The 13,116-nt window shown below is 63.6% G+C and carries 12 protein-coding genes; 7 read left to right on the top strand and 5 right to left on the bottom strand.

Annotated elements, in window-relative coordinates; translation table 11 throughout:
- Positions 1-28: 28 nt before the first annotated feature.
- From SKZ59_RS10350 to nhaA, 4 genes are all read right to left on the bottom strand, one after another.
- Entirely contained in the window at positions 29-520 is a 492-nt protein-coding gene (locus tag SKZ59_RS10350) for an arsinothricin resistance N-acetyltransferase ArsN1 family B (RefSeq protein WP_319991644.1), read from the bottom strand.
- A 103-nt stretch (positions 521-623) separates the two neighbouring features.
- A complete protein-coding gene (locus tag SKZ59_RS10345) occupies positions 624-1,277 on the bottom strand; it encodes an NAD(P)H-dependent oxidoreductase (RefSeq protein WP_319991643.1) in 654 nt (217 codons plus the stop codon).
- Positions 1,278-1,354: 77 nt separating this feature from the next.
- Positions 1,355-2,086, bottom strand: coding sequence for an arsenical resistance protein ArsH (gene arsH, locus SKZ59_RS10340; RefSeq protein WP_319991642.1), 732 nt, complete (start codon positions 2,084-2,086; stop codon positions 1,355-1,357).
- 186 nt (positions 2,087-2,272) lie between these two features.
- Complete coding sequence (nhaA, locus tag SKZ59_RS10335) at positions 2,273-3,538, bottom strand: Na+/H+ antiporter NhaA (RefSeq protein ID WP_319991641.1); 1,266 nt, start codon at positions 3,536-3,538, stop codon at positions 2,273-2,275.
- 505 nt (positions 3,539-4,043) lie between these two features.
- On the opposite strand from nhaA, the gene SKZ59_RS10330 reads away from it, so the two are divergent.
- The 3 genes from SKZ59_RS10330 to SKZ59_RS10320 all read left to right on the top strand — a co-directional run bounded on the left by SKZ59_RS10330 (position 4,044) and on the right by SKZ59_RS10320 (position 7,981).
- Positions 4,044-5,081, top strand: coding sequence for a zinc-dependent alcohol dehydrogenase (locus tag SKZ59_RS10330; protein WP_319991640.1), 1,038 nt, complete (start codon positions 4,044-4,046; stop codon positions 5,079-5,081).
- A 94-nt stretch (positions 5,082-5,175) separates the two neighbouring features.
- On the top strand, positions 5,176-5,889 hold the full coding sequence (locus SKZ59_RS10325; RefSeq protein WP_072453603.1) for a hypothetical protein: 714 nt from the start codon (positions 5,176-5,178) through the stop codon (positions 5,887-5,889).
- A 142-nt stretch (positions 5,890-6,031) separates the two neighbouring features.
- Positions 6,032-7,981: a cytochrome c/FTR1 family iron permease gene (locus SKZ59_RS10320; protein ID WP_319991639.1), complete on the top strand. Its 1,950-nt coding sequence runs from the start codon at positions 6,032-6,034 to the stop codon at positions 7,979-7,981.
- A 34-nt stretch (positions 7,982-8,015) separates the two neighbouring features.
- Here SKZ59_RS10320 and SKZ59_RS10315 read toward each other — a convergent pair whose 3' ends face one another.
- Positions 8,016-9,392 (bottom strand): amidohydrolase family protein, encoded by a 1,377-nt coding sequence (locus SKZ59_RS10315; protein ID WP_319991638.1) that lies wholly within the window; start codon positions 9,390-9,392, stop codon positions 8,016-8,018.
- A 148-nt stretch (positions 9,393-9,540) separates the two neighbouring features.
- On the opposite strand from SKZ59_RS10315, the gene SKZ59_RS10310 reads away from it, so the two are divergent.
- From SKZ59_RS10310 to SKZ59_RS10295, 4 genes are all read left to right on the top strand, one after another.
- A complete protein-coding gene (locus tag SKZ59_RS10310) occupies positions 9,541-10,425 on the top strand; it encodes a LysR family transcriptional regulator (protein WP_319991637.1) in 885 nt (294 codons plus the stop codon).
- A 33-nt stretch (positions 10,426-10,458) separates the two neighbouring features.
- The gene (locus SKZ59_RS10305; protein ID WP_219329040.1) at positions 10,459-11,064 is read left to right on the top strand and encodes a TetR/AcrR family transcriptional regulator; all 606 of its coding nucleotides are present in this window, start codon (positions 10,459-10,461) and stop codon (positions 11,062-11,064) included.
- A 104-nt stretch (positions 11,065-11,168) separates the two neighbouring features.
- On the top strand, positions 11,169-11,978 hold the full coding sequence (locus SKZ59_RS10300; protein WP_319991636.1) for an oxidoreductase: 810 nt from the start codon (positions 11,169-11,171) through the stop codon (positions 11,976-11,978).
- A 35-nt stretch (positions 11,979-12,013) separates the two neighbouring features.
- Positions 12,014-13,021, top strand: a complete 1,008-nt coding sequence (locus SKZ59_RS10295; RefSeq protein WP_319991635.1) for an NADP-dependent oxidoreductase — start codon at positions 12,014-12,016, stop codon at positions 13,019-13,021.
- The last annotated feature ends 95 nt before the right edge of the window (positions 13,022-13,116 follow it).

Here is a 13,116-nt window from a genome sequence, read left to right as displayed (position 1 = left end):
AGCCGCCAAGTGAGCAGCAACGGGGCGCTTACTCGTCCTGCAGCTGCAACTCCCAATACCCCACGTCGATCCACCGGTCGAATTTACGGCCGACCCGCTTGAACATGGCCACTTGCTCGAATCCCAGGCGCTCATGCAAGGCGACGCTGGCGTTGTTGGGCTGCGCGATGCCGCCGATGACCACCTGCAGCTGCCGCTGACGCAAGTCATCGATGAGCACGCTGTACAGTTGCCGGCCGACGCCTTGCCCCACGCATGCGTGCGCAACGTACACCGTCGATTCGACGGAAAAACGATAGGCGCTGCGGGCGCGCCAGGGCGTGGCGTAGGCATAGCCGAGAATCCCGCCGTCGCGCTCGAAAACATACCACGGCAACTGCGCGCCGACAGAGGCGATACGCTGGGTCATCTCGTCGCTGCCAACCACCTGCTCTTCGAACGTGATGGTGGAGCTGCTGACGTAATGGTTGTAGATCGTGGCGATCGCGGCGGCATCGGCGGTAGTGGCAAGTCGAATCATCAGTGGGGTCCAAATAGACGTGAAGTGGCAGGAAGGAACTCGGCCGTAAACTGTGCACGGCGCTGCAAAGTGTCATTCTGGCAATAATTCGCCATATGCGACCTCACGGCGCATTGCGTTGAGAAGGATCGCGCAGGAAAGCCGGCGAAGGTCCTGTTCCTCCCGAGCGGGCACGCTCCCGCCTAGCGGCCTCGGCCCACCAGGTCAGCTGGGAAAAGGTGCGCTCGATATAGGAAACCCAACGCGTGCTATCGACTTCAGGCGCAAAGCTGCCATCGGCAGCAAAAACAGTATGTGCGGCCGGAATATGGATCATGGCCGACACTGGCAAACAGCCCAGCTCGGACAGAAAAGCGCGCATGCCCACTGCTGCGCGCACGCCACCCCACTGCCCTGCCGAATAAGTCACGATGGCACTGGGCTTGAAAGCAAACAGGGAACTTCCAAAATGGTTCAGTAGATGCGCCAGCGCCGGGCTCATTGAATGATTGTATTCGGGGCTGACCATCACATACCCGTCGGCGCCGGCAATCTCACTGGCCAGGTGCTCCAACGGCAAGGGTGCGCGTCCTTTCGCATAGGAAAAGTGCGGTTTGAACACATCGCCCAGGTCGTAATCGAATGGATCGATGAGTACCACGTCGTGGCCATCTTGACCGCACTGCGCCGCGCAGGCTTTGGCGAAACGCTCGCCCAGACGCGCCGGCTGCGGCGGCGTGCTGGTGCGTATTGAGCCAAGAAACACCAAGATTTTCATGCTGTCCTTTCAAACCAGGAACTCGACTGAGTCATCGTAAAGTCGCGGCCCGGCGTGCGGGCCGCGATGAAAACAGCTTACTTGACTGGTGTTTCGTGATCCATGGCCGCCGTGGCGAGGGCGCGCACGTCAACCGGCATGGATTCTTTGCGCTCGCTGTAGCGGCTGGTCAGGTAATCGGAGCGGTCGCGCACCACCAGGGTGAATTTATACAGTTCTTCCATGACGTCGACCAGGCGGTCGTAGTATGGCGACGGCTTCATGCGGTCGTTGTCGTCAAATTCCTGGTATGCCTTGGCAACGGACGACTGGTTCGGGATCGTCACCATGCGCATCCAGCGGCCCAGCACGCGCAAGCCGTTGACGGCGTTGAACGATTGCGAGCCGCCCGACACTTGCATCACGGCCAGGGTACGCCCCTGCGTCGGGCGCACGCTGCCCATTTCCAGCGGCAGCCAGTCGATCTGCGACTTGAACACGCCCGTCACGGCGCCATGGCGTTCCGGGCTGCACCAGACCTGGCCTTCCGACCACAGCGACAGTTCGCGCAGCTCCTGCACCTTGGGGTGATCAGGGCTGACGCTGTCGACCATGGGCAAGCCATGCGGGTCGAACACCCGCGTCTCGGCGCCGAAATGCTGGAGCAGCCGCTCCGCCTCCAGGGTCAGCAAGCGGCTGAACGAGCGTTCACGCAGCGAGCCGTACAGCAAGAGGATGCGCGGTGGATGCGTGGCCACCGTCGGCGGCGCAAGTTTATCGAGGGTCGGCGTATCGAGGTGGGCGTCGCTGATGTTGGGCAAGTTATTCATGGTAAATCCTTTCTTGATTAGCTCAGGCGTAGTGCCGGCCAACGCGGCAATAATTAATTCTATAATTCCATAATAATCGAAACATGAAATTAATGTAAGCCTGTTTTCTTGCGTACTTGGTACCTGGAAAGACTGTTTGACATGGGATCCGTCGAGACCAAGTGCAGGCCTCGACGGAGTGCCGCATTACATTGTCACAACATCGCCATCGCGACGAATTTCGTCTGCCTGCACACTTTCATGCTCGAGCTGGTCTTTTGCCTTCGGTGCAAAACGCAGAATCAGGCAAGCAACGATGGCCGACAGGAGAGAGCCAAGCAGGATGCCGATCTTGGCTTCCTCGACATACGCTGGATGGTCAGGAAATGCCAGGCCACTGATGAACAGGCTCATCGTAAAACCGATACCACAAAGCATCGAGACCGCGTAAATTTGCAGCCAGGTGCTGCCGCGTGGCTTGCCAGCAAGTCCACTCTTGACCGCCAGCATGACACCAGCGAACACGCCCAGTTGCTTGCCGAGGAAAAGACCTGCGGCAATGCCAAGCGGGAGCGGCGCCCACATGGCTGATGGCGAGAGTCCGGCGAACGAGACGCCAGCGTTGACGAAACCGAATACCGGGACGATCAGGAAACCGACCCATGGATGCAAGGCGTGTTCGAGCCGGTGCAGGGGCGAATCAGGCGCATCCGGCGTGCCTGGGGACGGAATGTAGGGGATCAGGAAGGCACCCACCACGCCGGCGATCGTTGCGTGCACGCCGGAGAGCAGCGTGACATACCAAAGCAGGGCCAGGCCGATCAGATACGGCCACAGCTTCATCACGCGAAGCTTGTTCAAGGCAAATAACACCACGAGGATGGCGGCCGCGGCGGCAAGTGCGCCGGCATTGATGGAGGCGGTATAGAAAACGGCGATGATGGCGACGGCGCCCATGTCATCGATAATGGCCACTGAAACAAGCAGCAATTTCAAGGACAAGGGGGCATGGCGTCCCAGCAGCGCCAGCACTCCCATGGCGAACGCGATGTCCGTCGCGGCAGGTATCGCCCAGCCATTCATCAGCAAGGGCTGTTTCGCAGTCAGTAAAACGTAGATCGCGGCCGGGAATGCCATCCCCAGCAGTGCAGGCAATGCCGGCAGGCGTCGCTGCTCCCACGTCGAGAGTCGGCCATCGACCAGTTCCCGTTTGATCTCGAGCCCGACCAGGAGAAAAAAGACCGCCATCAGCCCGTCGTTGACCCAGAGGTGGGTTGTCATCGGGCCCAGTTTGTCGCTGAGCACGGGACCTGTTTGCCAATGCAGAAAATGCTGGTAGGCGCCGGCCAGCGGACTGTTGGCGATAATCAGGGCGGCAACGGCCGCTGCCATCAACAGGATGCCGCCCGCCGCGTCACTGGCGAGGAAGCGCTGTAGAACGGAATGGTGTTTCGGTGATGTAGTGGTGCTCATGCCGCATGCTCCTTGAACGAATGGATGCCCACGACGCACCAGGCCCTCCGGGCGCAAGCACGCTCGGCGAGGTCAATGACGGACGAAGTGCCAATACAAGCGCAAGCACAAGCAGGCCGGGCAGGCGTAGACGAGGAGTGGGAAAGGAAAAAGACAGCGCCCGCGGAAAGCGGTGCTTCAATCAGTTGACGCCAATAGAGATGGAACGCTGCGCGCATCATAAAACCTCACGGAAAACGAAAATGTCGTTCTCCGTATTCGGGGTAGCCCCGGGCGCACGCAGCACACGCCGAGTTGTCATTATACCTCAGGCGGGGCTTTCCTTCAACGCGACAGCAGCGGACTGAATCGTCCTTCAAGGTGGCTGGCTTCCCGCTCAGTATGTTGATGTAGATCAATCAATTTTTGTATCGTGTGCAGCAGAATATGATCATTCGCAAGCTTCTGTTCAGCAAATCATGGCTTGCGCCCTGCTCTACGCCCTACCTACTTCATAAGGAATACCATGACACCCACTACCATGAAAGCCGCCGTTGTCGAGCAACTGGGCCAGCCGCTGGTGCTGCGCGATGTGCCTGTGCCGGTGCCCGGCCCCGGCCAGATCCTCGTCAAGACGGAAGCGTGCGGCGTTTGCCACACGGACTTGCATGCGGCACGCGGCGACTGGCCCGTCAAGCCGTCGCCGCCGTTCATTCCGGGCCACGAAGGCATCGGCCTGGTGGTGGCCGTGGGCACGGGCGTGACGGAAGTGCAGCTGGGCGACCGGGTCGGCGTGCCCTGGCTCTATTCGGCTTGCGGCCATTGCGAACATTGCCTGGCGGCCTGGGAAACCGTGTGCGCCGAAGCGCAGTTCGGCGGCTACACCAAGAATGGCGGCTTTGCCGAATACATCCTGGCCGACCCGCGCTACGTCGCGCATATCCCGGCGGGACTGTCCGCCGTGCAGGCGGCGCCCATCATCTGCGCCGGCGTGACCAGCTACAAGGGCATCAAGGAAACGGGCGCGCGGCCGGGCGAATGGCTGGCCGTGTCCGGCATTGGCGGACTCGGTCACCTGGCCATCGAATATGCGCTGGCCATGGGCTTGCGCGTGGCGGCCGTCGACATCGATGACGGCAAGCTGGAACACGCACGCGCCCTCGGTGCCGAAGTGACCATCAATGCGCGCCAGGGCGACCCCGTCGCAGCCTTGCGCGAAGCGACCGGGGGCGGCGCCCACGGCGTGCTGATCACGGCGCCGTCGCTCGACGCCTTCCAGCAAGGCGTGGCGATGACGCGCAAGCGTGGCACCTGCGTGCTCGTGGGCTTGCCGCCAGGCGACTTCCCGACGCCGCTGTTCGACGTCGTCGCCAATTGCGTGACGATACGCGGCTCTTTTGTCGGCACGCGCCAGGACATGGCCGAGGCGCTTGCCTTTGCCGCCACGGGCAAGGTCAAGGCCGACGTGGAATTGCAGCCGCTGTCGGCCATCAACGAGATCTTCAGCCGCCTGGAACACGGCAAGGTTGCCGCGCGCGTCGTGCTTGATTTCAGCGCGAAGTAAACGCGACGCCAGCATTCCGGTGTGTGTCGTGCGACGGCAATTTAATTGCCGTTGTTATGATGGCTTATCATAAAAACACAACGAGGACACACCGATGAAGCAATCCCTCTCCCGCCTGCTGGCCTGCGCTGCCCTCGCCTTCTCCATTTCGGCCAGCTGGGCCAGCGCGGCCGAGCCAGCCGCGTCGTCACTGCCTGGCCACTATTATCTGCAAGGCGTCATGGAAACGGGCTCCGAACTGCTGCTGAAAAAGGACGGCACCTTCGAATGGATGCTCAGTTATGGCAATACCGACCAGCAAGCGAGCGGCGAGTGGCGTGCTTCGGGCGACACGGTGACCCTGGTGGCGGGCAATGGCGGCAAGGAACCGCAGTTCCGCGTGTTCGAGGAATCGGAAATGCGCATCCAGAAAGCGGCCGAAGCGGGATTGTGGGTGGCCATCGTCGGTTTTCCACGGCTGGGACCGATGGCCGGCGTGGAAGTGAAATTCGAAGCGCAAAGCGGCAAGACGGCCACGGCTGTCAGCGTGGCGAACGGCGACGCCATCGTCCGCATGCCGGCGTCGGAACGCTGGGTGCGGGCGGGCTTGCGCCGCCAGGGCTCGAAAGCCGACTATCAATGGCTGGCCGTGCCAGCGGAGCGCGCGCAGGAGCGCATCGCCGCGTTCGCCGTCACCGATCCCCAATGGCTCAGGGGCCAGGCATTCCAGAAGCTGGCCCTGCGTGTCGTCGAGGGCGGCCTGAAAGTCGACGATGCGGACAATGGCCTGGCCAGGGGCCTGTACGCGAAGCCGGCATCTGGCCAGTAGCACGCGTTTTCCGCCGTCCCATTCTCTGCCGCCTCCCGGCGCCTGGTCCGCACTATCGTCCAGGACAAGGTCCGTGCGCCGTTGACACCCCGCACGGTCTGTCCTATAGTCGCCGGGTTAACGACAAATGAGAATGAGAATCATGTTCAGTTCTATGAAGAAATGGCTCGTGTGCTATCCGCTCGTGGCCGCCAGCCTGTTGCTGGCCGGTGGCGCGCAGGCGCAAACAACCGATCCCGGCGCCGGCGCCAAGCAGTTGTGGCAATTGATTGATTACGTTGCCGTCGATTACAGCGGCGCCGTCGAGCACGGCAAGGTGGTCAGCGAGGCCGAATACGCGGAAATGCTCGATTTCACGGACAACGCGACGACGCAGATCGCCGCCCTGCCCGCCCACGCCTCGCAAGCGGCCATCGCCGCCGCCATCGCAGACCTGCGCAAAGCCGTCGTCGCCAAGGCGGACGGCGTGGAAGTCAAGCGTCTGGCGCACCATGCGAACGGCTTGCTGATCGCCGCCTACCCGATACCCGTGGCGCCGAAAGTGCGGCCCAACCTGGCGCGCGGCGCGGCCCTGTATGCGGCCCAGTGCGCTTCTTGCCACGGCGTGGCCGGCGGCGGCGACGGTCCGCTGGCGGCCAGCCTGGAGCCGAAACCGATCGCCTTCACGGACGGCGAACGGGCGCAGTCGCGCAGCCTGATGGCGCTGTACCAGGTCATTTCGCAAGGCGTGGCCGGCACGTCGATGGCCAGTTTCGGCCAGCTGTCCGAAAACGAGCGCTGGGACCTGGCTTTCTATATCGGCGGCATGTCGCACGATGCGGCGGCCAGCGCGCACGGTGAAAAGCTGTGGCAGGACGATCCACGGGCCAAGAAGCTGTACGCGGACCTGGCCGCCGTGACGACCCTGACGCAGGAAGCCGTTGCCGCCAAGCTGGGCGCGGACGAGGCCAAAGCGCTGACGGCGTATCTGCGCAGCCATGCCGACAAGGCCGAAGCGCACAAGCCGGCCGGCCTGGCCCTGTCGCGTCTGCGCCTGGCCGAAAGCCTGGCTGCCATGCACGCGGGCGACCGCGCGAACGCGACGCGCCTGGGCCTGTCGGCCTACCTCGATGGCTTCGAGCCGATCGAACCGATGGTCGGCGCGCGCAACAAATCCCTGCTGCTGGCCGTGGAAAACGCCATGCTGGCCTACCGTTCCGCTGTGGCCAAGGGCACGGTGGCCGACGCCGAAGCGGCCGGCGAAAAACTGCAGCAATTGTTTACCCACGTGGAAGCGGAACTGGGCGACGCCAAGGCCGAACCGATGACCACCTTTATCGGCGCGCTGACGATCTTGCTGCGCGAAGGCGTGGAAGCGCTGCTGATCGTGATCGGCATTATCGCCTTCCTGCGCAAGGCCAAGCGCCACGACGTGCTGGCCTACGTGCATGCGGGCTGGGCCAGCGCGCTGGTGGCGGGCGGCCTTACGTGGGTGGCGGCGACGTATCTGGTGACCATCAGCGGCGCCAGCCGGGAAGTGAGCGAAGGTCTCGGTTCCGTATTCGCGGCCCTGGTCCTGCTCAGCGTAGGCTTGTGGATGCACCAGAAGAGCAGCGCCGGGCGCTGGCAGGAATATCTGCACGAGAAACTCACGGCCGCGATGAGCCGGCGCTCCGCCTGGGGCCTGTTCGCCCTGGCCTTCATCGCCGTCTACCGCGAAGTCTTTGAAACCGTGCTGTTCTATTCCGCCTTGGCGGCGGACGGCAATGGCGGCGCCCTGCTGGGCGGCTTCCTCGTGGCCATCGTGCTGCTGGTCGTGATCGCCTGGGCCTTGCTGCGCACGAGCGCCCGCATGCCGATCGGCAAGTTCTTCTCGTGGACGTCCGCCTTCGTGGCCGTGCTGGCCGTGATTTTGATGGGCAAAGGCGTGGCCGCGCTGCAGGAAGCGGGCTGGGTCGGCGTCACCCCCGTCGATTTCGTGCGCATCGACTTGCTGGGCATCCTGCCGACCATGGAAACCCTGCTCGCGCAGGCGGCCATCGTGGCCATCATCGTCGCCGGCTATGGCTGGAACCGCGTTTCGGCAGGCAAGCACAAGCTGGCCTGCCCCTGAAATGCTGGCGTAGGCAGAGCCCACATGGCGCTGCCTACGCCTGGTGGATCGGTGCGAACGACTGGGCAAACAGATCGGGCTGAAAATCGGCGGCACTGAACAGGTGTCCACACGATTCGTCGATCGCGGCGCGCAGTTTTGCCTGATCCACGCCCAGTACAACGCCACCGCGTTTGCGCACGCGCCCGCCAATGATGACGGTATCGATATTGCTGCGCTCAGCCGCATGCACGACGGTACCGATGGCGTTATTGACAGGATATACATTGAGGTCGCCCGTGCGTATCAGCACCAGGTCGGCCTGCTTGCCTGGCGCCAAACTGCCAATGCGCTGTTCCAGTCCTGCCACTGCGGCGCCGTCTATCGTGGCGGCCTCGAGCAAGCGGAAGGCATCGGTGGGCGCCGCCGCATGGCGATGTCCCTGGCGATGCCCCATGGCCCGCTGCAGGTAGAACGCCACGCGCATTTCCATGAACATGTCGCCGCTATACGAAGTCTCGTTGTCGACACTGAGGCCGGGGCGTATGCCGTGCTGGTGCGCCGCCTGCCAGGCGTTCATGCCATCCTCGATACCGTAGTGGGCATCCGAACGCGGACATACATTGACGCGCACGCCCGTCTCGCGCAAGATGCGCCAGCCCGCTTCCGGCAGGCAGGTGCAGTGGTTGAAGATATTGTCGCTGCCGAGCAGCCCCTGCCGGTGCAGGCCCTCCAGCTCGGCTGCCATGCCAGCGCCAAAAAACTCGGTCACGATGGGAATACCCAATTGACGGGCGACGGCCCACTGCTCCGGTTCCAGCTGCGCCATCATGGCCAGCGTCACCAGGCTGTCGGGATTCGTAAAATACTTGGCCTGCAGGCGCGCCAAGTTGCCTGGCCAGTGCGCCTTGTCCCAGTCACCCGACACAGGCGCCCCCGAGGCGTGCACGGCGCGGATGCCCGCGTCGAGCAGCGCTTCGACCGCCGCGTCGGCGTGCGCCCCCGTGCGGCTATTGTGCGAGTTGTCGATCACGGTCGTGATGCCGGCATCGATGGCGCCCAGGGCCGTGAGCAGGTTGCCCACGTAGATGTCGCGCGGCCGGTAGTATTTGGCGAACGAGAAATGCGTGGCGTTGCAATAGTCCTCGAGCGTTGCCGCATTCGGGTTGATGCGGCGCAGCTGGCCTTCCCAGGAGTGACGATGGGTGTCGACCATGCCGGGAATGGCGATCATCTGCGCGGCATCGATCACTTCGGCGCCGTCGGCCTGCAGATGCTGGCCGATGGCGGCGATTGCCCCATCGACAATCAGGATATCTCCCTTGGGCACATTGCCGACACTGCCATCCATGCTGATGATGGTGGCGCCTTTGATCAGCATCTTGCGGGGTGCCGGGGCCAGTGGCGCCAGTAGTTGATCTTGTTCAGACATGCTTGATTCCTGTTGTAGCTAATGAGTCGCACGCAGTCTAGTGCAGGCAAACCTGCGGAAAAAGTAGCGCAGTGTGTTTTCAGCATGCAGAAAATCCGAATAATGTTGGGTTATAGTGCCGTTTCCCCTACTGCGACGAAGACAAGACATGGACCGCGTACAAGCAATGCAGGTATTCCTTCGCGTGGTCGAGAGCAGGAGTTTCGTGCGCGCGGCGCAGACCCTGGGTTTGCCCGCATCGTCGGTGACCGCCATCATCAAGCGGCTGGAAAAACATTTGCAGACGCGCCTGCTGCACCGCTCCACCAGAAACCTCAGCTTGACACCGGAAGGCGAGCGCTACTTCCACCGCTGCCGCGAGATCCTCGACCTGATCGCCGATACCGAAGCGAGCCTGCAAGGCGCTAGCGATCGCCCGCAGGGACGTTTGCGCGTCGATATGCCTGGCGGCATTGCCCATGCCGTGGTCCTGCCGCAGCTGGTGCAATTCCAGCAGCGCTACCCCGACGTCTACCTGATGATCGGCGTCAATGACCGCCAGGTGGACTTGATACAGGAAGGCGTCGATTGCGTGATCCGCACTGGCAGCCTGGAAGACTCGACCCTGGTGGCGCGCCGCCTGGGCGAGCTGCGCTGGATCACCTGCGCGGCGCCTACCTACCTGGCCGAACACGGTGTTCCCGCAACCCTCGAGGATTTGCCGGGACACCGGGCCGTCCACTACTTTTCCAGCACCATGCGGCGCGGCAACGACCTGCATTTCATCGAAGACGGCACCAGCATCGCCATTCCCGTCCCCGGCACGGTCGCCGTCAACGAGACGGAGCTGTACATCGAGCTGGGCCTGGCCGGCCATGGCTTGATGCAGCTGGCCGAGATCCTCGTAAGCGACCAGTTGCAGGCAGGGGCACTGGTCGAGGTGCTGGCCGACATGCGGCCGGCGCCCGTGCCCGTATCGCTGCTCTACCCGCATCAGCGCTTTCTCTCCCCGGCGATGCGGGCGTTCACCGACTGGACGGCCGGGCTGTTCTGAGCGCCTCGCGTGCACGCTGTTGAAAACTGCGATATGATGACCGTCATGCAGAACTCACCGAACAAACCGGCGGCGCAAAGCCGCAAGGAAGCCACCCACGAACGCATCGTCGAGGTGGCCACGCGCGCCATCCGCCGCAGCGGCTATGCGGGCACGGGCGTGGCCGACATCATGAAGGAAGCGGGCCTGACGCACGGCGGCTTCTATGCGCACTTCGCTTCGCGCGACGCGCTGCTGGCCGAAGCGGGCGACCGTGCGGGCGCCGAAGCGGTGGCGCTGGCGGCCCGGGTGGCGGCCGCCGCCCCGCCTGGCCAGGCGCTGCAGGCCATGCTGGCCGCGTATCTGTCGCCCGAACACATCGCCGCCATCGAGGTGGGCTGCCCCGTGTCGGCGCTGGGCTCGGAAATGCCGCGCCAGGCGCCCGAGGTGCGGCGTGCCGCCACCATCCATATCAAGGAAATGATCGACCTGTTCGCGCGCCAGTTGCCGAACTGGGGCCAGCCCGAAGCGCATGCGCAAGCGATGGCGACCGTGTGCGCCATGATCGGCACCACCATTCTCGCGCGCGCCGTGGACGAGCCGGCCCTGTCGGACGCGCTGTGCGCGGCCACCCTGGCGCAGTTTCAAACACCCAGCTAATTGCCCTGCCCGTGGCCTTGATCCGTCCCGGGCTTTTTTTGAAACAACAATATGATGATCGTCATATACCATATCCAACGCTGTCAACCACTGAAGGAATTGCCATGAACAACAAGAAGATTGCCCTCGTCACCGGCGCCTCGTCCGGCATCGGCGCGGCCACGGCCCGGCGCCTGGCGCAAGCGGGCTACACGGTGTACGGCACCAGCCGCCGCGGCGGACAAGCGGCCGCAGCCGGCCATGCGATGCTGGCGCTCGACGTCACCAGCGATGCGTCCGTCGCTGCCGCCGTGGCAGAGGTAATCCAGCGCGAAGGCCGCATCGACCTGCTGGTGAATAACGCCGGTTTCGGCGTGGCCCCGGGTGGCGCCGAGGAAAGCAGCGTGGCGCAGGCGCAAGCCATCTTCGACACGAATTTCTATGGCGTGCTGCGCATGACCCTGGCCGTGCTGCCGCACATGCGGGTCCAAGGTGGCGGGCGTATCCTCAATATCGGTTCCGTCCTGGGCTTTTTGCCCATGCCTTACGGCGCGCTGTATTCCGCCACCAAGCACGCGATCGAGGGCTACACTGAATCGCTCGACCATGAAGTGCGGGGCTGGGGCATCCGCGCCAGCGTCATCGAACCGGCCTACACGAAAACCACGTTCGAAGCCAATCTGCTGGCGCCCGATACGCCACTGTCCGCCTACCGGCAAGTGAGCGCGGCCATCACCAGCCGGCTGCAGACGCTGATGGCCGGCGCCGACGATCCGGCTATCGTGGCCGACACCATCCTGGCGGCGGCGCAGGCAAGCAAGCCCAAGCTACGCTACACGGCCGGGCCGCTGGCGGCGCGCTTGCGCCTGATGCGCCGTTTCATGCCGGCCGCGCTGATGGACGCCGGCTTGCGCAAGGACCTGCGCCTGGCCTGAGCGCCGGCGCCTTTTCAGCATACAGAGAGAACATCATGCAAGCTTTGCAACTCAAACAATACGGCGGCCTCGATTATGCCGCGTTTGCGGAACTGCCCCGCCCCACGCCCGGCCCCGGTGAATTGCTGGTGCGGGTGCACGCCGTCGGCCTGAACCCCATCGACAACCTGATCCCCAAGGGCGACTTCAAGCCGATCTTGAAAACGCGCTTGCCGGCCACCTTGGGCAGCGACTTGGCCGGCGTGGTCGTGGCCGTGGGCAGCGGCGTCACGCGCTTTACAGTAGGCGACGCCGTGTATGCGAGCATTTTCGACACGCCGCACGGCAGCCTGGCCGAATTTGCCATCGTGCCCGAACAGGCGGCCGCGCTGAAACCGGCCAACCTCGATTTCGTGCAGGCGGCGTCGATTCCCATGGTGGGCCTGACGGCGTGGCAAGCGATGCATGAGCGCATGCAGCTGAAGCCGGGCCAGAAAGTGTTCATCCCGGCCGGTTCCGGCGGCATCGGCACGTTCGCCATCCAGCTGGCCAAGCACCTGGGCGCCCGCGTGGGCACCACCACCAGCACGGCGAACGTGGAACTGGTGCGCGGCCTGGGCGCCGATGACATCATCGACTACAAGAAACAACCGTTCGAGGACGTGCTGCGCGATTACGACGCCGTGCTGGGCACGGTGCGCGGCGACGGCCTGGAAAAAGCCTTGCACATCGTCAAGCCCGGCAGCCGCGTCGTTTCGCTGGTCGGCCCGCCGGACGCTGTCTTTGCCCGCGCGCGCGGCATGAACGTGGTGCTGAAACTGGTGTTTGGTTTGCTCAGCCGCAAGATCATCGGCCTGGCGCAGCGGCGCGGCGCCAGCTATGCCTTCCACTTCGTGCGTCCCGACGGCGGCCAGCTGGCGCAGATCGCCGCCCTGATTGAGGCGGGAAGCATCCGCCCCGTCATCGACAGTGTGTTTCCTTTTCTTGAGGCGAAACAGGCGCTGGCTTACCTGGCGCAGGGCCGTGCACGGGGCAAGGTGGTGGTGCAGCTGCCCGTGTCCTGAGGCGTATCTGGCCTGCTTTCCGCGCCGTGACCATGACTGTGACTATGTGTGAGTTTTGCGTTGGCAATTTGCTCCATACTCGTTGTCAACCCTGT

The sequence above is a fragment of the Janthinobacterium sp. GMG2 genome, from assembly GCF_033949445.1.
In the GTDB taxonomy this organism is placed as follows: Bacteria; Pseudomonadota; Gammaproteobacteria; order Burkholderiales; family Burkholderiaceae_D; genus Janthinobacterium; species Janthinobacterium aestuarii.
This window is presented reverse-complemented; position numbering and strand designations above follow the sequence as displayed.

Coding starts and splice junctions, on each gene's coding strand:
- SKZ59_RS10315 (WP_319991638.1), bottom strand. CDS start 9,392: ATGTCTGAACAAGATCAACTACTGGCGCCACTGGCCCCGGCACCCCGC.
- SKZ59_RS10325 (WP_072453603.1), top strand. CDS start 5,176: ATGAAGCAATCCCTCTCCCGCCTGCTGGCCTGCGCTGCCCTCGCCTTC.
- SKZ59_RS10305 (WP_219329040.1), top strand. CDS start 10,459: ATGATGACCGTCATGCAGAACTCACCGAACAAACCGGCGGCGCAAAGC.
- SKZ59_RS10320 (WP_319991639.1), top strand. CDS start 6,032: ATGTTCAGTTCTATGAAGAAATGGCTCGTGTGCTATCCGCTCGTGGCC.
- SKZ59_RS10310 (WP_319991637.1), top strand. CDS start 9,541: ATGGACCGCGTACAAGCAATGCAGGTATTCCTTCGCGTGGTCGAGAGC.
- SKZ59_RS10350 (WP_319991644.1), bottom strand. CDS start 520: ATGATTCGACTTGCCACTACCGCCGATGCCGCCGCGATCGCCACGATC.
- arsH (WP_319991642.1), bottom strand. CDS start 2,086: ATGAATAACTTGCCCAACATCAGCGACGCCCACCTCGATACGCCGACC.
- SKZ59_RS10345 (WP_319991643.1), bottom strand. CDS start 1,277: ATGAAAATCTTGGTGTTTCTTGGCTCAATACGCACCAGCACGCCGCCG.
- SKZ59_RS10330 (WP_319991640.1), top strand. CDS start 4,044: ATGACACCCACTACCATGAAAGCCGCCGTTGTCGAGCAACTGGGCCAG.
- SKZ59_RS10295 (WP_319991635.1), top strand. CDS start 12,014: ATGCAAGCTTTGCAACTCAAACAATACGGCGGCCTCGATTATGCCGCG.
- nhaA (WP_319991641.1), bottom strand. CDS start 3,538: ATGAGCACCACTACATCACCGAAACACCATTCCGTTCTACAGCGCTTC.
- SKZ59_RS10300 (WP_319991636.1), top strand. CDS start 11,169: ATGAACAACAAGAAGATTGCCCTCGTCACCGGCGCCTCGTCCGGCATC.